Origin of the sequence: Phreatobacter sp. (assembly GCF_016793595.1) — a bacterium.
Classification (GTDB): Bacteria; Pseudomonadota; Alphaproteobacteria; order Rhizobiales; family Phreatobacteraceae; genus Phreatobacter.
Genome location: NZ_JAEULY010000015.1, coordinates 423,242 through 441,855, shown reverse-complemented (window position 1 = coordinate 441,855; position 18,614 = coordinate 423,242). Strand labels below are relative to the sequence as shown.

18 protein-coding genes, 1 pseudogene and 1 riboswitch are annotated in these 18,614 nt (G+C 68.1%); of the genes and pseudogenes, 9 read left to right on the top strand and 10 right to left on the bottom strand.

Annotation, left to right across the window (positions count from 1 at the left end):
• Positions 1-75: 75 nt before the first annotated feature.
• On the bottom strand, positions 76-699 hold the full coding sequence (locus tag JNK84_RS17090; RefSeq protein WP_293425882.1) for an alpha-ketoglutarate-dependent dioxygenase AlkB family protein: 624 nt from the start codon (positions 697-699) through the stop codon (positions 76-78).
• Positions 696-1,619, bottom strand: a complete 924-nt coding sequence (locus tag JNK84_RS17085) for a hypothetical protein (RefSeq protein WP_293425881.1) — start codon at positions 1,617-1,619, stop codon at positions 696-698. The genes JNK84_RS17090 and JNK84_RS17085 overlap by 4 nt, the downstream gene beginning before the upstream one ends.
• Positions 1,620-2,028: 409 nt before the next feature.
• Between JNK84_RS17085 and dnaK the strand changes: the two genes are divergently transcribed.
• Together dnaK and dnaJ are read left to right on the top strand one after the other, a co-directional pair.
• Complete coding sequence (dnaK, locus tag JNK84_RS17080; RefSeq protein ID WP_293425880.1) at positions 2,029-3,927, top strand: molecular chaperone DnaK; 1,899 nt, start codon at positions 2,029-2,031, stop codon at positions 3,925-3,927.
• 77 nt (positions 3,928-4,004) lie between these two features.
• Positions 4,005-5,138 (top strand): molecular chaperone DnaJ, encoded by a 1,134-nt coding sequence (gene dnaJ / locus JNK84_RS17075; protein ID WP_293425879.1) that lies wholly within the window; start codon positions 4,005-4,007, stop codon positions 5,136-5,138.
• Between the two features lie 9 nt (positions 5,139-5,147).
• Here dnaJ and JNK84_RS17070 read toward each other — a convergent pair whose 3' ends face one another.
• Genes JNK84_RS17070 through argB form a run of 3 tightly spaced genes read right to left on the bottom strand, consistent with a single transcriptional unit; the run spans position 5,148 to position 7,754 of the window.
• On the bottom strand, positions 5,148-5,864 hold the full coding sequence (locus JNK84_RS17070) for a pyrimidine 5'-nucleotidase (RefSeq protein ID WP_293425878.1): 717 nt from the start codon (positions 5,862-5,864) through the stop codon (positions 5,148-5,150).
• A gap of 2 nt (positions 5,865-5,866) precedes the next feature.
• Positions 5,867-6,892, bottom strand: a complete 1,026-nt coding sequence (locus JNK84_RS17065) for a DUF1036 domain-containing protein (protein ID WP_293425877.1) — start codon at positions 6,890-6,892, stop codon at positions 5,867-5,869.
• On the bottom strand, positions 6,861-7,754 hold the full coding sequence (gene argB / locus JNK84_RS17060; protein ID WP_293425876.1) for an acetylglutamate kinase: 894 nt from the start codon (positions 7,752-7,754) through the stop codon (positions 6,861-6,863). The genes JNK84_RS17065 and argB overlap by 32 nt, the downstream gene beginning before the upstream one ends.
• A 299-nt stretch (positions 7,755-8,053) precedes the next feature.
• Between argB and JNK84_RS17055 the strand changes: the two genes are divergently transcribed.
• The 5 genes and pseudogenes from JNK84_RS17055 to thiC all read left to right on the top strand — a co-directional run bounded on the left by JNK84_RS17055 (position 8,054) and on the right by thiC (position 13,186).
• Entirely contained in the window at positions 8,054-8,410 is a 357-nt protein-coding gene (locus JNK84_RS17055; RefSeq protein WP_293425875.1) for a hypothetical protein, read from the top strand.
• 1,001 nt (positions 8,411-9,411) lie between these two features.
• Positions 9,412-9,894 (top strand): annotated as a pseudogene (locus JNK84_RS23570) (methyl-accepting chemotaxis protein); the annotation flags it as partial.
• Between the two features lie 135 nt (positions 9,895-10,029).
• The gene (locus tag JNK84_RS17045) at positions 10,030-10,638 is read left to right on the top strand and encodes a thiamine phosphate synthase (RefSeq protein WP_293425873.1); all 609 of its coding nucleotides are present in this window, start codon (positions 10,030-10,032) and stop codon (positions 10,636-10,638) included.
• A gap of 95 nt (positions 10,639-10,733) precedes the next feature.
• Positions 10,734-10,857, top strand: a riboswitch (TPP riboswitch).
• A complete protein-coding gene (locus JNK84_RS17040; RefSeq protein WP_293425872.1) occupies positions 10,849-11,250 on the top strand; it encodes a hypothetical protein in 402 nt (133 codons plus the stop codon). (Overlaps the previous riboswitch by 9 nt.)
• 40 nt (positions 11,251-11,290) lie before the next feature.
• On the top strand, positions 11,291-13,186 hold the full coding sequence (gene thiC, locus JNK84_RS17035; protein ID WP_293425871.1) for a phosphomethylpyrimidine synthase ThiC: 1,896 nt from the start codon (positions 11,291-11,293) through the stop codon (positions 13,184-13,186).
• Positions 13,187-13,293: 107 nt separating this feature from the next.
• Here thiC and JNK84_RS17030 read toward each other — a convergent pair whose 3' ends face one another.
• Both JNK84_RS17030 and JNK84_RS17025 read right to left on the bottom strand, forming a co-directional pair.
• Positions 13,294-13,509, bottom strand: coding sequence for a hypothetical protein (locus JNK84_RS17030; RefSeq protein ID WP_293425870.1), 216 nt, complete (start codon positions 13,507-13,509; stop codon positions 13,294-13,296).
• A 35-nt stretch (positions 13,510-13,544) separates the two neighbouring features.
• A complete protein-coding gene (locus tag JNK84_RS17025; protein ID WP_293425869.1) occupies positions 13,545-13,973 on the bottom strand; it encodes a hypothetical protein in 429 nt (142 codons plus the stop codon).
• Positions 13,974-14,228: 255 nt separating this feature from the next.
• Here JNK84_RS17025 and JNK84_RS17020 point away from each other — a divergent pair, with 255 nt between their 5' ends.
• Positions 14,229-15,239 (top strand): NADP-dependent oxidoreductase, encoded by a 1,011-nt coding sequence (locus JNK84_RS17020; RefSeq protein ID WP_293425868.1) that lies wholly within the window; start codon positions 14,229-14,231, stop codon positions 15,237-15,239.
• Between the two features lie 7 nt (positions 15,240-15,246).
• Here the strand turns inward: JNK84_RS17020 and JNK84_RS17015 are convergent, their stop codons facing one another.
• From JNK84_RS17015 to JNK84_RS17005, 3 genes are all read right to left on the bottom strand, one after another.
• Positions 15,247-15,459: a DUF1059 domain-containing protein gene (locus JNK84_RS17015; protein WP_293425867.1), complete on the bottom strand. Its 213-nt coding sequence runs from the start codon at positions 15,457-15,459 to the stop codon at positions 15,247-15,249.
• A gap of 111 nt (positions 15,460-15,570) precedes the next feature.
• Positions 15,571-16,140, bottom strand: a complete 570-nt coding sequence (locus JNK84_RS17010; RefSeq protein ID WP_293425866.1) for a VOC family protein — start codon at positions 16,138-16,140, stop codon at positions 15,571-15,573.
• Between the two features lie 127 nt (positions 16,141-16,267).
• Positions 16,268-17,545, bottom strand: coding sequence for a hemolysin family protein (locus JNK84_RS17005; protein ID WP_293425865.1), 1,278 nt, complete (start codon positions 17,543-17,545; stop codon positions 16,268-16,270).
• 222 nt (positions 17,546-17,767) lie between these two features.
• Here JNK84_RS17005 and dapD point away from each other — a divergent pair, with 222 nt between their 5' ends.
• Positions 17,768-18,610 (top strand): 2,3,4,5-tetrahydropyridine-2,6-dicarboxylate N-succinyltransferase, encoded by an 843-nt coding sequence (gene dapD / locus JNK84_RS17000; protein WP_293425864.1) that lies wholly within the window; start codon positions 17,768-17,770, stop codon positions 18,608-18,610.
• Positions 18,611-18,614 lie beyond the last annotated feature (4 nt).

Here is an 18,614-nt window from a genome sequence, read left to right as displayed (position 1 = left end):
TGAAGACTCAAGCCGTGGATGGCCGGGCCAGGCCCGGCCATGACGCGGAAGCGGTATCGATACGCGGTTGTTCCCTCAGGCGGCCGGTTTGGTCACGCGCCGAAGCGTGAGGTTGATCCGGCCGCCATCCTTCAGGAGCGCGCTCGATCCCGGCACCAGCCGGTCGACGCCGTGAAAGGCGAGGCGCGCCGCGCCGCCGAAGGTCAGCACGTCGCCCGAGGCGAGCTTCACCGATTGCGTCCCGCCGCCGCGCGTCGTTCCGCCGATGCGGAAGATGCCGGTTTCGCCGAGCGATACCGAGACCACCGGCGCGTCGAAATCCTCCTCGTCGCGGTCCTGGTGCAGACCCATTTTGGCGCCGGGCGCATACCAGTTGACGAGGCAGGCCTCCGGCGGGTGCGGATAGCCGGAGACGCGATCCCAGATCGCCACGATCTCGGCCGGGATCGGCGGCCAGGGCCGGCCGGTCTCGGGATGCAGCGGCTGGTAGCGGTAACCCTTGATGTCCGACACCCAGCCGAGACCGCCGAGATTGGTCATCCTGACCGAGAAGGGTTTGCCCGTTCGCGGCATGACCGGCTGGAACAGCGGCGCCCCGGCGATGAGCTCCCGCAACATGGCGACCATGGCCTGCTGCGCGCTCGCGTCGAGATAGCCGGGATACCAGGTGCAGCCCGGGACGACGGGCAGCGGCGTCATCGGAGCGGCAGTGGTGCCGAGGCGGGTGCCGGCGCGGGCGGCCGCGGCTGGGCCGGTCGGGGCGCGGCGGGGCGCCGGGCGGCCGGCGGCGGGGCATCGGTGGAAATGCCGAGCCGCGAGGCCAGCGTTTCCGCGCGCGCCTCGGTATATTTGAGCTGGCAATAGCCGGGGCCGATATCGGACGTGCCGTAGTTGCGGCAGACCCGCTCGCGATTGGCCGGGAAGCCCGCTTGTTCCTGCAGGAAGGTGCGGCCTTCCGGCGTCGTGCGCAGGCGCTGCTGAAGCGCGCGGCGGGCATCGTTCAGCCGCCGCTCGGCAACACCGCGCGCGCGCTCGATCTCGCGGTCGGCGGGAATTTCGCGGTCGCCTGGCCCCCAGATGCCGGTCGGGTCGACCACGCATTCGTCGGCGAAGCGGCAGGCGCCCTCGGGAGCGGAGACGAAGGCGACCTCGGAAAGGACGTCGATCATCATCGTGCAGCCGGGGAACGCGGCCTCGAACCGCGCCATGCCCTGTGGCCGGCCGACGGGCTTCAGCGTCACCGTCTGGCCGTTGTTCAGGTCGGGCGTGCAGACGTTGCGGATATCGTTGCCGCGCCGGCCGACGCCGGTGGCGGTGATCGTATAGCCCGTGCCCGCCCGCGTGATCACCATCGAGCCCTGCTGCCCTAGGAAGCGCAGCGTGCGGCCGGGCAGGACATCCTCCCAGCGCCTGAGGCCGGAGGCGCCGATGCTGCGTGGCACCGCGCCTCCCGGCTGCTCGGCCCCGGGAGCGCGGGGCCCCGCCGGCCGCGAGCTCGGCGCGGAAGCGCCCTGCGGCGTCGGCGCGACCGCTCCGGGAAGCTGGAGCTGCGCGCGCGCCCCGTCTGCTCCGCCGAAGGCGAAGGCGAGGGTGGCGACCAGGGCGACGGCAGGCAGCATCGATGATTCCGAACAGCAGACAGGGGACGACACATAGCCCGGCCGGCGGGCCGGGTCATCCCCGCCTGCCCATTCGTCATGCATGGCCCGCCCGATGTTGCGCCGGGGCCGCACTGCGGGCTCATGAGACCGGTGGCAGGACAGGTCGCGGCGCCACGCGCGCAATGCAGTCCGGCGGGCATTTACTTCACAGCGACGTGACAAGGATGCTTGCGGCGACAAATCGCCCCCCCTATATCCGGCCCAACCGGCGGAACACCGAATTTTCGGGCCGTTCCGCCGAACCCAACCCCAGAGATGCTAGGAGGGGTCGGCGCAAGCGGTCTTGAGGGGAAATCGTCTTCCCTCCGGGCACGTGAGCCCCGCGGGTGCTTCGGGCCCGGCCGATCCGCTTGAAAAGGAGAAGACCATGGGCAAGGTCATCGGTATCGACCTCGGCACGACCAATTCTTGCGTGGCTGTCATGGAAGGCAGCACGCCGAAAGTCATCATCAATTCGGAAGGCGCCAACACGACGCCGTCCATCGTCGCTTTCACCGACGAGGAGCGCCTCGTCGGCCAGCCGGCCAAGCGCCAGGCGGTGACCAATCCCGAGCGCACCATCTTCGCGGTGAAGCGCCTTATCGGCCGTCGCTACGACGACCCGACCGTCGCCAAGGACCAGAAGCTCGTCCCCTACAAGATCGCCCGCGCCGGCAACGGTGACGCCTGGGTCGAGGTCGAAGGCAAGAGCTACTCGCCCTCGCAGATCTCCGCCTTCACGCTGATGAAGATGAAGGAGACGGCGGAGGCCTATCTCGGCCAGAGCGTCGATCAGGCGGTCATCACCGTTCCCGCCTATTTCAACGACGCCCAGCGCCAGGCCACCAAGGATGCCGGCAAGATCGCCGGTCTCGAAGTGCTGCGCATCATCAACGAGCCCACCGCGGCGGCGCTCGCCTACGGCCTCGACAAGAAGTCGGCCGGCACGATCGCGGTCTATGACCTCGGCGGCGGCACGTTCGACGTCTCGATCCTCGAGATCGGCGACGGCGTCTTCGAGGTGAAGTCGACCAACGGCGATACGTTCCTCGGCGGCGAGGACTTCGACATGCGCCTCGTCGACTATCTGGCGGCCGAGTTCCAGAAGGAGCAGGGCATCGACCTGCGCAAGGACAAGCTCGCGCTCCAGCGTCTGAAGGAAGCCGCCGAGAAGGCCAAGATCGAGCTGTCGTCCTCGACGCAGACCGAGATCAACCTGCCCTTCATCACGGCCGATGCCTCGGGTCCGAAGCATCTGCAGCTGAAGCTCACCCGCGCCAAGTTCGAGGCGCTGGTGGACGACCTGATCCAGCGCACCATGGAGCCCTGCAAGAAGGCTCTGAAGGACGCCGGCATCTCCGCGGGCCAGATCGACGAGGTCGTTCTCGTCGGCGGCATGACCCGCATGCCGAAGGTGCAGGAAGTCGTGAAGCAGTTCTTCGGCAAGGAACCGCACAAGGGCGTCAACCCGGATGAGGTCGTCGCCATCGGCGCGGCCATCCAGGCCGGCGTTCTGCAAGGCGACGTCAAGGACGTGCTGCTGCTCGACGTCACCCCGCTGTCGCTCGGCATCGAGACGCTGGGCGGTGTCTTCACGCGCCTCATCGACCGCAACACCACGATCCCCACCAAGAAGAGCCAGGTCTTCTCCACCGCCGACGACAGCCAGTCGGCCGTGACGATCCGGGTCTTCCAGGGCGAGCGCGAAATGGCGGCCGACAACAAGATGCTGGGCCAGTTCGACCTGATGGGCATTCCGCCGGCTCCGCGCGGCATCCCGCAGATCGAGGTGACCTTCGACATCGACGCCAACGGCATCGTCAATGTCCAGGCCAAGGACAAGGGCACCGGCAAGGAGCAGCAGATCCGCATCCAGGCCTCCGGCGGCCTCTCGGACTCCGACATCGAGAAGATGGTCAAGGACGCCGAGGCTCACGCCGCCGAGGACAAGGGCCGCCGCGAGCTCGCCGAGGCGAAGAACCAGGCCGATGGCCTCGTTCACTCGACCGAGAAGGCGCTGGCCGAGCATGGCTCCAAGGTTGCCGAAGGCGATCGCAAGGCCATCGAGGACGCGCTCGCCGCGGTCAAGGAAGCCGTCAAGGCCGAGGATGTCGAGGCTCTGAAGGAGAAGACCAACGCACTGGCTCAGGCCTCCATGAAGCTCGGCGAGGCCATGTATGCGGCCCAGCAGGCGGAGGCCGGCGCCGAAGGCGATGCTCCGAAGAAGGACGATGTCGTCGATGCCGACTTCACCGAGGTGAAGGACGACAAGAAGAAGAGCGCGTAAGGCCCATCCGGCTTTACCATCGAGCCCCCGGATCACATCCGGGGGCTGTCGCTTGAACAGGGGCGAAAGCGCGGTCGATGTCCAAGCGCGACTATTACGAAACTCTGGGGGTCGGCCGCGATGCCGATGACGGTGCGCTGAAATCCGCCTTCCGCAAGAAGGCGATGCAGTGCCACCCCGACCGCAATCCCGGCGATGCCAAGGCCGAGGCCGAGTTCAAGGAACTGAACGAGGCCTATCAGGTTCTCTCGGACGGCCAGAAGCGCGCGGCCTATGACCGGTTCGGCCACCAGGCCTTCGAGAATGGCGGCGGTGGCGGCCATCCCGGCTTCGGTGGCGACTTCTCCTCCTCCATGTCCGACATTTTCGAGGAGCTGTTCGGCATGGGCGGCCGCCGGCGCGGACCGGGTGGGCGCGAGCGCGGCGCGGACCTGCGCTACAACATGGACGTCACGCTGGAGGAAGCCTTCAACGGCAAGGCCGCCCAGGTGCGCATCCCGACCACCGTCTCCTGCGAAGCCTGTTCGGGCACCGGCGCCAAGCCCGGTTCCAAGCCCAAGACCTGCGGCACCTGCGGCGGCCACGGCCGGGTGCGCGCCAGCCAGGGCTTCTTCTCGGTCGAGCGCACCTGCCCGACCTGCCAGGGCCGTGGCCAGGTGATCGAGGACCCCTGCGGCAATTGTTCGGGCGCTGGCCGCATCACCAAGGAGCGCGTGCTCTCGGTGAACATCCCGGCCGGCGTCGAGGACGGCACCCGCATCCGCCTCGCCAATGAGGGCGAGGCCGGCTTCCGTGGCGGCCCGCCGGGCGACCTCTACATCTTCCTCTCGATCCAGCCGCATTCCTTCTTCCAGCGCGACGGGCAGGACCTCTACTGCCGCGCGCCGGTCTCGATGGTGACGGCCGCGATCGGCGGCTCCTTCGAGGTGCCGACCATCGACGGCGGCCGGGCGCAGGTGAAGGTCCCCGAGGGCACGCAGTCGGGCAAGCGGTTCCGCCTCGGTGGCAAGGGCATGCCGGTGCTGCGCTCGAAATCCGTCGGCGACCTCTACGTGCAGGTCGATGTCGAGACGCCGCGCGCGCTGACCAAGCGCCAGAAGGAACTGCTCGCCGAGTTCGACAAGGAAAGCTCCGGCGCGACCCAGCCGGAGACGGCCGGCTTCTTCGCCAAGGCCAAGGCCTTCTGGGAAGGGCTCGCCAAGGAGGGCTGACCCCCTCCTTCAGAGCCGCAGCGTCACCAGAAAGGCGGTCAGGTCGTCGGTGACGAAATCGACATGGTCGTCGTCGCGCCCCTCGAATTCCCAGGCCTCGCGGAACACCTCGCGGGTGCGTTCCGGCACCACCAGCACCGTCTTCATGCCGAGCGCGTGCGGCGCTTCGAGATTGCGCGGCAGGTCCTCGAACATGGCCGCGCGGGCGGCATCGACGCCGTGGTCGGCGAGGAACTTCTCGTAGGTGACGCGATGCGGCTTCGGCAGCAGCCCGGCATCGACGATGTCGAACACGCCGTCGAAATGGTTCTCGATGCCGAGCCTGCGCGTCACCGCCTGAACATGGCTGTGCGTGCCGGAGGTGAACACGAATTTCCGGCCGGGCAGGGCCGCGATCGCCGCGCCAAGCTCGGGATTGGCCTGCAGCGGCGAATGATCGATGTCGTGGACATAGGACAGGAAATCGTCCGGGCTCATGCCGTGCTCGATCATCAGCCCGCGCAGCGATGTGCCGTAGCGCTTGTAATAGTCCTTCTGGAGCCGGAAGGCCTCGTCGGTCGAGATGTTCAGGAGCTTCGCCACATAGCCCTTGATGCGCGCGTCGATCTGCTCCCAGAGCGACAGGTGCGCGGGATAGAGCGTGTTGTCGAGGTCGAAGATCCAGGCCTCGACATGGGCGAAGGCGGCGCGGGCTGCCTGGGGATGGGCCTCTTGCGGATCGGTCATCATCACTCCCGGAAGCGGACGGAGGCGCGGCGGCGGCCGTCGAAGGTGACGGCAAGGAACTGCACGCGCGTCGCGCCGTGGACGGCGCAGTCGTCCGCCCCGGCAATCTCGAACTCGGCGGGCCTGACGCAGCCCGGCACGTCGCCGCCGAAGGTGATGGGGCGGCCGTCCTTTTGTACTGGCTGACCCTCGGCATCCACGGCCTCGGCGAAGGAATAGACGCGAGCGGGCGTGCCCTCCAGCGGAGGTTTCAGGCAGGCGCCGGCCTCGATGCGGAACCAGCCGCGCGTCACGATCCGTCCGTCCTGATCGATGCCGAGCGCCGCCATGACCCGCCGCCCCGTATCGTTGCACCAGGCAAATCCCGGTCCCTCGCCCGCGCGCATGGCGGCGAGCAGCAGATCGAAGAAATCCGCCTGCATATTGGCCTCGGCCGGCAGGTTGCGGTCGGCGATGAAGGCGCGCAGCGCGGCCTCCGTCTTCGGTCCGTCGAGGCCGTCGATGGGACCTGGATCGTAGCCCATGCGGGTCAGAAGGCGCTGGATGCCGGCCCGCCGCGCCTGCGGCAGGTCGTAGTCGGCCTCCTCGGACAGGAACAGCACGGCGATGCCTTCGGCCACCGTCGGCCGCACCTCGGCGAAGGCGGCGAGGCGCGCGTTCGGCTGGTTGCAGGCGCGCGCGCCGGCGATCAGGAAGTCGCCCTCGCCGACGCAAAGGGAAAGCTGCGCCGGCTGGCCGAGATCGGTTCCCGCCGGCTCGCCCATCGGGTGCGAATGCAGGAACAGCCTGCCCGGCATGTCGGCGGTCTGGAGGATCGCCCGGCACTGGCCGGGATCGAGCCGGAACCAGCCGCGCGTCGCGGCGGCGTCCTCGACGATCAGTCCGATGGCGGCTTCGGTCACGACGCTCGTGCGGTTGCACAGGCGCGTCTCGGCGGAGGCCGGGGTGGCGAGGGCGGCGGCCGCGCAGGCCGCTGCCGCAAGCCCCGTCAGCACTTCACGCGTGAATGAGCGTGCCGGCACCGCCATCGGTGAGTAGCTCCACCAGAACCGCATGGGGGGTCTTGCCGTCGAGGATCACGACGCCCTCGACGCCGCGCTCGATGGCGTAGATGCAGGTCTCGATCTTCGGGATCATGCCGCCGGTGGCCGTGCCGTCGGCGATCAGCCGCCGGCAGTCCTCGACCGACAGCGACTTGATCAGGTTCTTGTCCTTGTCGAGCACGCCGGGCACGTCGGTCAGCAGCAGCAGGCGCTTGGCCTTCAACGCGCCGGCGATGGCGCCCGCGAACGTGTCGGCGTTGACGTTGTAGGTGTCGCCCTCGACCGAGGTCGCCACCGGCGCCAGTACCGGCACGAGATCCTTGCCGAGCACCGTGTCCAGCACCTTGGTGTCGACCTTGTCGGGCTCGCCGACGAAGCCGAGATCGACGGCCTTCTCGATATTCGAATCCGGATCGCGGGTGGTGCGGGTGACCTTGGCCGCCTTGACCATGTCGCCGTCCTTGCCGCAGAGGCCGATAGCCTTGCCGCCGGCGGCGTTGATGAAGCCGACGATCTGCTTGTTGATCGAGCCGGCGAGGATCATCTCGACGATTTCCACCGTCTGCTTGTCGGTGACGCGCAGGCCGTCGATGAATTCGCTCTTGATGCCGAGCTTGGTTAGCATCTGGCCGATCTGCGGCCCGCCGCCATGGACGACCACCGGATTGATGCCGGACTGTTCCAGCATGACGATGTCGCGGGCGAAGGAGCGCGCTCCGCTCTCGTCGCCCATGGCATGGCCGCCATATTTCACCACGACGATCTCTTCGTCGTATTTCTGCATGTAGGGCAGCGCCTCGTTGAGAACGCGGCCGATATCCTGGGCATCGAGGGGCGTATGCGACATGGGCGGCTCCGGCCGCCGCGTCTTCCCGCGCGGCGTGGCCGGGTCTTAGCCGATTTGGCCTGCGCGGTGAAGGCAGCGCAGGCGCTGGGCGCCGATGCATGGGAGCGCCGCACGGCCGGGTGGTGCGAGGCTTTGCCGGTAGTCCGAGCCGCCGTCGCATTGCCGCGGTCGAGCACTTTTCGGCGCCCGCGTGCCGACGGCCGCCTTAACCGAAATGCAACCATGCGACGGTACTTGGTTACGCAGGGCCGTTTCCGCATTGGTCGCCCGCATCAACCTCCAGAGCGACCTGCCTACCCTTGCCCCGCGCCTTCCTGCAATCTCGACCCGACGGCCGGGCACGCCGCCTGCTCCCGCTCATCATCCTTGCGAGCCTGATGCTTCCGGCGCTGGTTGTGGTCATGCCGCGCGAGGGGCGGCCGGTGGCGGTATTCGCCTGGTCGGCTGAGCCCGGCGGCGCTGCCGCCATCGCCGCCCGCGCCAACGGTGAGCTGCGCGCGGCGAACCGGGGTAACCGCATCGTCATAGCCTCGTCCGGAACCCCCGGCTTCGTCGCCCGCCTCTATGGCGCGGGCGCTGCCCTTGTGCTCGACGCGTCGCTGGCTGTCGCCTGTCTGTCTCCCTTCCTCGCCCTTGCCAAGGACCCCGCCCGATGATTGCCGCCGTGGCCGCCGCATCGATCATGCCGTCATCGACCCTCGACCGGCTGCGCTTCGCCGTCGCCCCGGTCATGCAGGGGGCCGTCCTGGGCATTGCGACCGTCATCCTGGCTGTCGCCTGTCTGCGCGGCCCGAACGCCAATGTCATCGTCGCGCTCTGCGCGGTGGCGGTCGCCGGCCTCGGCCTGCTGGCGATTGGCAGGCGCCGGATCGACATCGCCGCGCGCGCCGGATCCGCCGTTTCGGCGGCGGCTCTCGTCGCCCTGCTGACCTTCGCGCTCGAAGGCTCGGTCTATCAGATCGACATGCACATGATGTTCTTCGCCGGCCTCGCCATCGTCGCGCTGTGGTGTTGCTGGCGTGCGATCGCGGCCTTCACGGCGGTGGTCGCGGTTCACCACCTCGGCCTGAACCTCCTCTATCCCCTGGCTGTCTTCCCGCAGGGCGGCGATTTCGGCCGTGTCGTCATCCACGCCGTGATCCTGGTTGCCCAGGCCGCGGCGCTTGCCTGGCTTTGCAACCGCCTTGCCACTTCGTTCGCCGTGTCCGATGCGGCCGTCGTCGAGGCCAACCTCGCCACCGAGCGGATGGAGGCGGCGGCCTCCAGCGAGCGGGCGCTCGCCTCGGCGCGTGACGATCAGCGGGCCCGCCTCGACGGCGCCATCGCCGATTTTCGCAGCCATGTCGCCGGCGTGCTTGGCGCGGTCCGTGCCGGCATGGGCGAACTCGGCCGGTCGTCGGGCACCCTGCGCGCCGCGGCCGACAGCACCGCCGGGATGACCGGTCAGGCCGCCCGGTCCTCGCGCGCAGCGGTCGAGACCATCGGCGCGGTTGCCGCCGCCAGCGACCAGCTCTCGACCTCGGTCGACGACCTCGCGGGCAAGGTCCACGAGACGGCGTCGGTGTTGCGCGAACTGGCGGGAGAGGCGGCGGCCGCCAATGGCAGCATCAGCGAACTGTCGGGCGCCGCCGAGCGCATCGGCACCGTCGTGGCGCTCATCCAGTCGATCGCGGAACAGACCAACCTGCTCGCGCTGAACGCGACGATCGAGGCGGCGCGCGCCGGAGAGGCCGGCAAGGGCTTTGCGGTGGTGGCCAGCGAGGTGAAGTCGCTGGCGGTGCAGACGTCCCGGGCGACCGGCGACATCGCCCAGCAGATCGCTTCCGTGCAGCGGCTCACCAGGGGCGCGGTCGGCGCCATCGACGGCATCTCCACCCGCATGGACCAGATCGATCGGAATGCCGGCGCGCTGGCCGCCGGCATCGAGGAACAGGCCATGGCCGTGCGCGAGATCAATCGCAGCATCGGCGAGATGCGCGAGCTCGCCGGAGTGATCGAGACGACCGTCGACGACATCGCGGAGAAGGCTCACGCCAGCGCGGCTTCCTCCGAGGCGATGACCCGCACCACGGCTTCGGTCGAGGCCTCCGCCGGCGGCCTCGGCGCGGCCGTGGAGGATTTTCTGGGCAAGGTCGCCTGACGCCTCGGCCAAGAGGGCGCCGAGCGAGCGCTGGTCTGCCGTTCGACCGCCGGTTCGTTCTTGACTTCGCCGCGCGGGGGCACAGGTTAGTGGGCCGGCCCATCCGGCGCCGGGCTTTCCCGAGGGCAGCCCGCCATGCCTTATCCCGACCGCTTCTATCCCGTCGTCGACAGCATCCGCTCGCTGATCGAACTGTCGAACCTCGGCGTCGGCACGATCCAGCTCCGGGTGAAGAATCTGGAGGAGCACCAGGCCGAGGCGCTCGCGCGCGAAGCCGTGGAATCGGTCGCCGGAACAGCGACGAAACTGGTGATCAACGACTACTGGAAGGCCGCCATCGCGGCCGGTGCCGCCCATCTCCATCTCGGCCAGGAGGATCTCGCCACGGCCGACGTGGCGGCGATCCGCCGCGCGGGCCTCACCCTCGGCCTGTCGACCCACGACGAGGCCGAGCTTGAAACAGCGCTCGCCCACAAGCCCGACTACATCGCGCTCGGCCCGATCTATCCGACTACCGTCAAGACGATGCGCTTCGGCCCGCAGGGTCTCGACCGCATCACCGCATGGAAGAAGCGCATCGGCGCCATCCCGCTGGTCGCCATCGGCGGCATCACGCTTGAGCGGGCGCCTCAGGTCTATGCGGCGGGGGCCGATTCCATCGCGGTCGTCTCCGACATCGCCAATGCCGATGACCCCGAGACGCGGGTGCGCGACTGGCTGGCGCACGAGCCGTCCGGGGAATAGCCACCGTCCCAAAAGACCTCCGCGAGGATTGCGGTTTTCCCGCACGCGCCCTGCGCGCGCCGCCTTGCGCTTCGCCTGCCAAAGGTCCAGATTGGACCTCGTCCAAGGGGGGCCCCGACGAAGGGGCTGAGAGGCTGCAACGTTCCGAAGGGAACCCCGTAGCGACCCTTGAACCTGATCCGGGTCATGCCGGCGGAGGGATGGGACGCAATGCTGACTTCGGTCTATCTGGCCAGACTTATCGGCCCCGTCATGCTGGCGGTGGGCATCGGCGCGCTGATCAACGCCGCGACCTTCCGCGCCATCGTCGCCGAATTTCTGAAGAGCCCGGCGCTGATGTACCTGTCCGGGCTCATGATCATGCCGGCGGGCCTCGCCATCGTGCTCGCGCACCGGGTGATCGCACCTGACTGGCGGCTGCTGGTCACGCTGCTGGGCTGGCTCATGCTGATCGGCGGCGCCATTCGCATCGCGCTGCCCGACACGGTCATCCGCATCGGCAGCCGCTTCAACGACATACCGGGCGCGCTGACCGTCGCGGCCGCCATCTGGCTGATCATCGGCGCGATCCTGACGATCGCCGGTTACTGGCCGCAGACGCCAACCCCCTGATTCTCACCCCTTCACGTCGCCCTCACGCGAGGATTCACCCATGAACGCCCCGGTCAAGGACATCAAGGCCGCCGTCACCACCGGCGCACTGCCGGCTTCCCGCAAGGTCTTCGCGACCCCGGACAGCGCGCCGTACATTCGCGTGCCGCTGCGCGAGATCGTGCTGACGGAAGGCTCTGGCGAGCCGCCGCTGCCCGTCTACGACACGTCCGGCCCCTATACCGACCCGAACGTCGTCATCGACGTGGAGAAGGGCCTCTCCCGCGTGCGGCAGGCCTGGGTGATCGAGCGCGGCGGCGTCGAGGCCTATGAGGGCCGCGAGATCAAGCCGGAGGACAACGGCAATGCCGGGCGGCACCTCGCCCGCGCCTTCCCCGTCGCCAATCAGCCCCTGCGCGGCGTCGGCAATGCGCCGATCACCCAGTACGAGTTCGCGCGCGCCGGCATCATCACCAAGGAGATGATCTACGTCGCGGAGCGCGAGAATCTCGGCCGCAAGGCGATGCTGGAACAGGCCGAGGCGAAGCTCGCCGACGGCGAGAGCTTCGGCGCCGCCGTGCCCGCCTTCATCACCCCGGAATTCGTCCGCGACGAGATCGCCCGCGGCCGCGCCATCATCCCCGCCAACATCAACCACGCCGAACTCGAGCCGATGATCATCGGCCGCAACTTCCTCGTGAAGATCAACGCGAATATCGGCAATTCCGCCGTCTCGTCCTCCATCGAGGAGGAGGTGGACAAGCTGGTCTGGTCGATCCGCTGGGGCGCCGACACGGTCATGGACCTCTCGACCGGCCGCAACATCCACAACACTCGCGAATGGATCATCCGCAACTCGCCGGTGCCGATCGGCACGGTGCCGATCTATCAGGCGCTGGAGAAGGTCGGTGGCGATCCCGTGAAGCTGACATGGGAGCTCTATCGCGACACGCTGATCGAGCAGTGCGAACAGGGCGTCGACTATTTCACCATCCATGCCGGCGTTCGGCTTCCTTACGTTCCCCTCACGGCCAAACGCGTCACCGGCATCGTCTCGCGCGGCGGCTCGATCATGGCCAAGTGGTGCCTTGCCCACCACAAGGAGAGCTTCCTCTACGAGCGGTTCGACGAGATCTGCGACATCATGCGCCGCTACGACGTGTCGTTCTCGCTCGGCGACGGGCTGCGCCCCGGCTCCATCGCCGACGCCAACGACGCCGCGCAGTTCGCCGAGCTTGAGACCCTCGGGGAGCTCACCAAAATTGCCTGGGAAAAAGGCTGTCAGGTGATGATCGAGGGCCCCGGCCACGTGCCGATGCACAAGATCAAGATCAACATGGACAAGCAGCTGAAGGAGTGCGGCGAGGCGCCGTTCTACACGCTCGGACCGCTGACCACCGACATCGCGCCGGGCTACGATCACATCACGTCGGGCATCGGCGCGGCGATGATCGGCTGGTTCGGCTGCGCCATGCTCTGCTACGTCACCCCGAAGGAGCATCTGGGGCTGCCGAACCGCGACGACGTGAAGACCGGCGTCATCACCTACAAGATCGCCGCCCACGCCGCCGATCTCGCCAAGGGCCATCCGGCGGCGCAGCTCCGCGACGACGCGCTGTCACGCGCGCGGTTCGAGTTCCGCTGGGAGGACCAGTTCAATCTCGGCCTCGACCCCGATACGGCCCGCGCGTTCCACGACGAGACCCTGCCGAAGGAGGCGCACAAGGTCGCGCATTTCTGCTCCATGTGCGGGCCGAAATTCTGCTCGATGAAGATCACGCAGGACGTGCGCGACTATGCGGCGACGCTGAACGATCCGGCCTTGCGCGCGACCGCCGGCGGCGACGCGCTCACCGCCGAGGCCGGCATGGCCGAGATGAGCCAGCGCTTTCTCAAGATGGGCGGCGAAGTCTATGTCGAGGCTGATGCGGTGAAGGCGAGCAATCGGGGGCTGTAGGCGGCGATCCGCTCACGCACAGACGTTGCAGGTCTCGACCGTCTGCCGTTCGATATTGCAGACGAAGACGAGCGTGACCTGCTCGCCGCCGCCGCTTCCCCACAGGCTCAGACCAATGGTGGCGGGCGGCGGCAGCCCGGACAATCCTGGAATATGGCGCCGCCGAGCTTTCCGATGAGGTGCAGCGGCGCGGGATCGTAGGGAACACCGGCAATCTCGTGCTGTAGCGGTCCGCCGAAGTGAGATGAGCCGAACTCCTGCACGGCGGCGAAGGAATACTTCATCCCATCCCGATGGACATGGACAAGTCCCTCCTGCGCCACAGGGCCCTCCTTCCCCGCGCCCTGCCGGATTCAGATCAGGCCGCCCTGGGCAAATCCGCCTCGAACTTCCTTGCCAATTCAGCGGTCGCGTCAGGCGTCATCGCCTCGCCGGACTCGCAGTCGAACACCCAGCCGCCGGTTGCGCGGGCATAGGCGCTGGCGGCCGCAAAGACGCCGAACAGTTCGTGCTCACTGCCACCCCAGCGGAAGGCGAGCAGATGAACCTCGTCCTTCACGAAGTCGACATATTCCGGATCGTCGCGCTTCATCGCCTGAGGGTCCCAGTGATTGACCTCGAAGCCGGCCAGTGCCGCGCCGAAATGGGCGGGTAGATAGCCATCCAGCGCGGTGAACGCGGCCCCTTCGTCCAGCTTCAGTCGAAAGCCTTCCTGATCGATAGCCGCCTGCCACTCCGCAATCGATGTAAGCTGCCGATCTGACAGCACATAGAGCTCCATCGACATGCCAAAGTCCTCCCCCGGCCGCGCGGCGCATCGCCCACGGCTTTCCCATCCTCTGTCTGACTGTCATGCAGATGCTGCCCCGGGCCTCCGCGCGAACTTGGATTGCGCGGGAAAGGCATTGCCGAGTGCATTGATGTTCTATTTTTGTTCTTGATCGCAAGTCAAGACATGGCCTGAGAATTTCGGGTCCGGACAATGCCCAATGGGGTTGTGACGTGCTTTGCTGTGCGGCCGAACCAGCAGGGACCAATCGCCATGCCCACATCCCGCCGCGTCGTCCTCGCCGCCCGCCCCGACGGCATTCCGCAGGCTGAGCACTTCCGCATCGAGACCGCCGACACGCCCGCGCTGAAGCCCGGCGACATCCTCGTGCGCAACCAGTTCCTCTCGGTCGAGCCGGCCATGCGCGGCTGGGTCTCGGCGGTGGCGAACTATGCGCAGCCGGTCGGTATCGGCGAGGTCATGCGCTCCTTCGCCTCCGGCGAGATCGTGGCCTCGGAGCATCCGGGGTTCTCACCCGGCGACAAGGTGACCGGCATGTTCGGCTGGCAGGAGCTGGCCGTCGTCCCCGCTTCCGCCGTCCAGCGCAAGGTGACGGAAACGGACCTGCCGCTCTCCACCTCGCTCGGCATCATGGGCATCAACGGACTGACCGCCTATTTCGGCCTTCTCGACATCGGCCTGCCCAAGCCCGGCGACACCGTGGTCGTCTCCATCGCCGCCGGCGCGGTCGGCTCGGCGGTCGGGCAGATCGCGAAAATCATGGGCTGCCGCACGGTCGGCATTGCCGGCGGCGCGGCAAAGGTCCGCCAGTGCCTTCAGGATTTCGGCTTCGACGCCGCCATCGACTACAAGGCGACCAACGACATCGCGGGCGCCGTGGCCGCTGCCTGTCCGAACGGCGTCGACGTCTATTTCGACAACACGTCAGGCGCGATTTCCGACGCCGTCATGCGCCATCTCGCCGTGAAGGCGCGCGTCGTCGTCTGCGGCACCGCCTCGGTGCCGAGCTGGGACCCGTGGCCCACGGGCCCGCGCCCCGAGCGTCACCTGCTGGTCAAGCGGGCGCGCATGGAGAGCTTCGTCATCTTCGACTTTGCCCACCGCTTCGGCGAGGCGCTGCCGCGTCTCGCGCAGTGGGTCCGCGAAGGCAGGCTCCGCTATGCCGAGGACGTACTGGAGGGCATCGAGGCGGCGCCCGACGCCATCGCCTCGCTCTATCGCGGCGAGAACCGGGGGAAAAGGCTGATCCGCCTGCACGCCTAGCAGGGAATCAGGCGGCGCGCGGCCGCTCCACCGGCGGCGTGCCGACATGCATCGAGCCCATGATCGCTTTCCGGAGGTCCGGCGTGTCCTGGTATTTGTGAACGGTCACCGCATGCTGGACGGCGGCCTCCAGCAGTTCCTTGTCGCTGTCGGCGCTGATCGCGATCGTGCAGGCCATCTCGCCGGGCATTTCGCGGCAGTCGATGAATTTGCGTGACATGGTTCCCTCCCGTCTGAGCCGGAACCAGCGGAAGCTAGTCCCGGCGCAGGCGGGGGCCAATGCGGAGCAACCCTGAAACAGGGGCGCGGGAAAAGCGCACCTGTTGCGTCATCACGCCTTCCGCGGGGCGTCCGCCAGCAACGCCTGAAGGTCGAGGCGGCGCGTCACCATGGCGAGCGTGCCATCGGCATTCTTCGGCCAGTCGGCGGGCTCGCGGTCCCAGTAGAGCTCGACGCCGTTGCCGTCGGGGTCGGTGAGGTAGAGCGCCTCGGAGACGCCGTGGTCGCTCGCCCCGTCCAGCCGGATGCCCGCCTCCACCAGCCGGCGCAGCGCGTCGGCGAGCGCCGCGCGATCGGGGTAGAGGATGGCGGTGTGGAACAGGCCGGTCGTGCCGGGCGCCGGCGGACGACCACCCTTGCTCTCCCAGGTGTTGAGGCCGAGATGGTGATGATAGCCGCCGGCGGAGAGGAACACCGCCTGATCGCCGTAGCGCTGGGTCACCTCGAAGCCGAGCACGTCGCGGTAGAAGCCGAGCGCGCGGTCGAGATCGGCGACCTTGAGATGGACATGGCCGATCCGGACGCCGGCCGTGATCGGGTCGCGGGGCGTCTCGGCGGAGACGATGGCGCGATCATTCTTCTCGGCGGACTTTTCAGAGACGGCAGCTTCAGAAACGGACATGGCAGGCCTCCTCGGCGCGGGGGATCGGCGGACCGATGTCCGCCCTCGCCGGTGAACATGCGCCGCGATGGGTCGCGGCGCGAGTCCAGCAATCCGATTCTTGCAAATGCGCAAGCCGGGCTTGCGGTCAGGACAGCCGGCTTGCCAGGATCTTGTCGATGCGCCGGCCGTCGAGGTCGAGCACCTCGAAGCGCCAGCCGGCCTTCTCGAAGCTCTCGCCGACCTGTGGCAGGCGCTGCATCTCGGCGAGGACGAAGCCCGCCACCGTCTGGAAGTCGGCGTCGCGATCGAGCGGAATGCCGAGCTGCGCGGCGAACTCGTCCGCCGCCATCCAGCCGGAAATGAGCAGCGAGCCGTCGTCGCGGGTGACGATGGGCAGTTCCTCGTCGGCCGCCTCGGGGAGCGCGCCGATGATCGCCTCCAGCACGTCGTTGGCGGTGACGATGCCCTCGAAATGGCCGTACTCGTCGAACACCAGCGTCATGTGCACATGGCTGCCGCGAATGGCGCGCAGCACATCGAGCGCATGGGTGCGGTCGAGCACGATCGGCGCCTCCTGCACGAGGCTGGCAAGGTCCGGCCGGGCGCGGGCGGCAAAGGCTTCCAGCACATCCTTCGCCAGCACCACGCCGATGATCGAATCGGCGTCGCCGTCCTGCACCGGCAGGCGCGAGCGGCGCGAGGCGCGCACGCGCTGGCGGATGGTCTCCAGCGGCTCGGCGAGATTGACCACCTCCACCTCGCGGCGCGGGGTCATCAGGGCATTGGCGGTGCGGTCGGCGAGGCGCATGACGCCGGCGATCATCTCGCCTTCGTCGCGCTCGATGACGCCGGCCGTCTCCGCCTCGGCGATGATCGTCTTGACCTCTTCCTCGGTCACGCCGTCGCCGCCGCTGCCGCGCTGTCCGAGCAGCATCAGGATCAGCCGGCCGGAATTGTCGAGCAGCCAGACCAGCGGCGCGCCGAGACGCGAGAGCAGGTTCATGGCCGGCGCAACCTTCGCCGCGACGCGTTCGGGATCGCGCAGGGCGATCTGCTTCGGCACCAGTTCGCCGACGATCAGCGACAGATAGGTGATCAGCACGACGACGACGCCGACGCCGAGCCATTCCGCGACGTTCTGCGACAGGCCGACATCCTGCATCCACGTGGACAGGCGCACGCCGAGCGTCGCGCCCGAGAAGGCGCCGGAGAGCACGCCGACGAGGGTGATGCCGATCTGGACGGTGGAGAGGAAACGGCCGGGATGTTCTGCGAGGCGGATCGCGACTTCCGCGCCCCTGCTGCCCTGATCGGCCAGCACCTTCAGGCGGGCGGGCCGGGACGAGACCACCGCCAGTTCCGACATGGCGAGGACGCCATTGACGACGGTGAGGACCAGGATGATCGCAATTTCGAGTAACACGAATGCTCGCAAGGGTGCGGTCGCCGCGCTCGATATCGGCCCGCTTCTGGCTGCTGCATACAGGATCGGGGGGGCTTCTGGCTATGCGGCGCTGCGCGCATCGCCGCCCTGCCCGATTGCGCGCGGCATCGCTTGACAGGGGCGGGAGGCCCGGAGACAAGGCCCGGGCATTCGATATTGAGCCAAGATACCAAGCCTAGTCAGCCAGCGCGGAACCCTCCCATGTCGCACGCCCAGCTCCAGTCCGTCATCGAGGCCGCTTTCGAGAACCGCGCGTCGGTGGACGCTTCGACGAAGGGCGAGATTCGCGACGCCGTGGAAACGGCGCTGAATCTGCTCGATTCGGGCGAGGCGCGGGTCGCCCAGAAGTCCGGCGGCGAGTGGGTGGTCAACCAGTGGCTGAAGAAGGCGGTGCTGCTGTCGTTCCGCCTCAACGACATGACCCCGATCTCCGGCGGCCCCGGCGGCTCGACCTGGTGGGACAAAGTGCCGTCCAAGTTCGATGGCTGGGGCGCGGCCGAGTTCGGCAAGGCCGGTTTCCGCGCCGTGCCGAACTGCGTCGTGCGTCGCTCCGCGTTCATCGCCAGGAACGTCGTTCTGATGCCGTCCTTCGTGAACCTCGGCGCCTATGTCGACGAGGGCACCATGGTCGACACCTGGGCCACCGTCGGTTCCTGCGCCCAGATCGGCAAGAACGTCCACCTCTCCGGCGGCGTCGGCATCGGCGGCGTGCTTGAGCCGCTGCAGGCCAACCCGACCATCATCGAGGACAATTGCTTCGTCGGCGCCCGCTCAGAGGTGGTCGAGGGCGTCGTCGTCGGCGAGGGTTCGGTCATCGCCATGGGCGTGTTCATCTCGTCCTCGACCAAGATCGTCGACCGCGCGACCGGCGAGGTCTTCGTCGGCCGCGTGCCGCCTTATTCGGTGGTCGTTTCCGGCAACCTGCCCGGCAAGCCGCTGCCGGACGGCACGCCGGGCCCGTCGACCTATTGCGCCGTCATCGTCAAGCGCGTCGATGCCCAGACCCGCTCCAAGACCGGCATCAACGAGCTGCTGCGCGACTGAGCGC

What these genes read in the sequence shown, in the direction of transcription:
- JNK84_RS17090 (WP_293425882.1), bottom strand. Translation starts at nt 699, where the DNA reads ATGACGCCGCTGCCCGTCGTCCCGGGCTGCACCTGGTATCCCGGCTAT.
- JNK84_RS17085 (WP_293425881.1), bottom strand. Translation starts at nt 1,619, where the DNA reads ATGCTGCCTGCCGTCGCCCTGGTCGCCACCCTCGCCTTCGCCTTCGGC.
- dnaK (WP_293425880.1), top strand. Translation starts at nt 2,029, where the DNA reads ATGGGCAAGGTCATCGGTATCGACCTCGGCACGACCAATTCTTGCGTG.
- dnaJ (WP_293425879.1), top strand. Translation starts at nt 4,005, where the DNA reads ATGTCCAAGCGCGACTATTACGAAACTCTGGGGGTCGGCCGCGATGCC.
- JNK84_RS17070 (WP_293425878.1), bottom strand. Translation starts at nt 5,864, where the DNA reads ATGACCGATCCGCAAGAGGCCCATCCCCAGGCAGCCCGCGCCGCCTTC.
- JNK84_RS17065 (WP_293425877.1), bottom strand. Translation starts at nt 6,892, where the DNA reads ATGGCGGTGCCGGCACGCTCATTCACGCGTGAAGTGCTGACGGGGCTT.
- argB (WP_293425876.1), bottom strand. Translation starts at nt 7,754, where the DNA reads ATGTCGCATACGCCCCTCGATGCCCAGGATATCGGCCGCGTTCTCAAC.
- JNK84_RS17045 (WP_293425873.1), top strand. Translation starts at nt 10,030, where the DNA reads ATGCCTTATCCCGACCGCTTCTATCCCGTCGTCGACAGCATCCGCTCG.
- JNK84_RS17040 (WP_293425872.1), top strand. Translation starts at nt 10,849, where the DNA reads ATGCTGACTTCGGTCTATCTGGCCAGACTTATCGGCCCCGTCATGCTG.
- thiC (WP_293425871.1), top strand. Translation starts at nt 11,291, where the DNA reads ATGAACGCCCCGGTCAAGGACATCAAGGCCGCCGTCACCACCGGCGCA.
- JNK84_RS17025 (WP_293425869.1), bottom strand. Translation starts at nt 13,973, where the DNA reads ATGTCGATGGAGCTCTATGTGCTGTCAGATCGGCAGCTTACATCGATT.
- JNK84_RS17020 (WP_293425868.1), top strand. Translation starts at nt 14,229, where the DNA reads ATGCCCACATCCCGCCGCGTCGTCCTCGCCGCCCGCCCCGACGGCATT.
- JNK84_RS17015 (WP_293425867.1), bottom strand. Translation starts at nt 15,459, where the DNA reads ATGTCACGCAAATTCATCGACTGCCGCGAAATGCCCGGCGAGATGGCC.
- JNK84_RS17010 (WP_293425866.1), bottom strand. Translation starts at nt 16,140, where the DNA reads ATGTCCGTTTCTGAAGCTGCCGTCTCTGAAAAGTCCGCCGAGAAGAAT.
- dapD (WP_293425864.1), top strand. Translation starts at nt 17,768, where the DNA reads ATGTCGCACGCCCAGCTCCAGTCCGTCATCGAGGCCGCTTTCGAGAAC.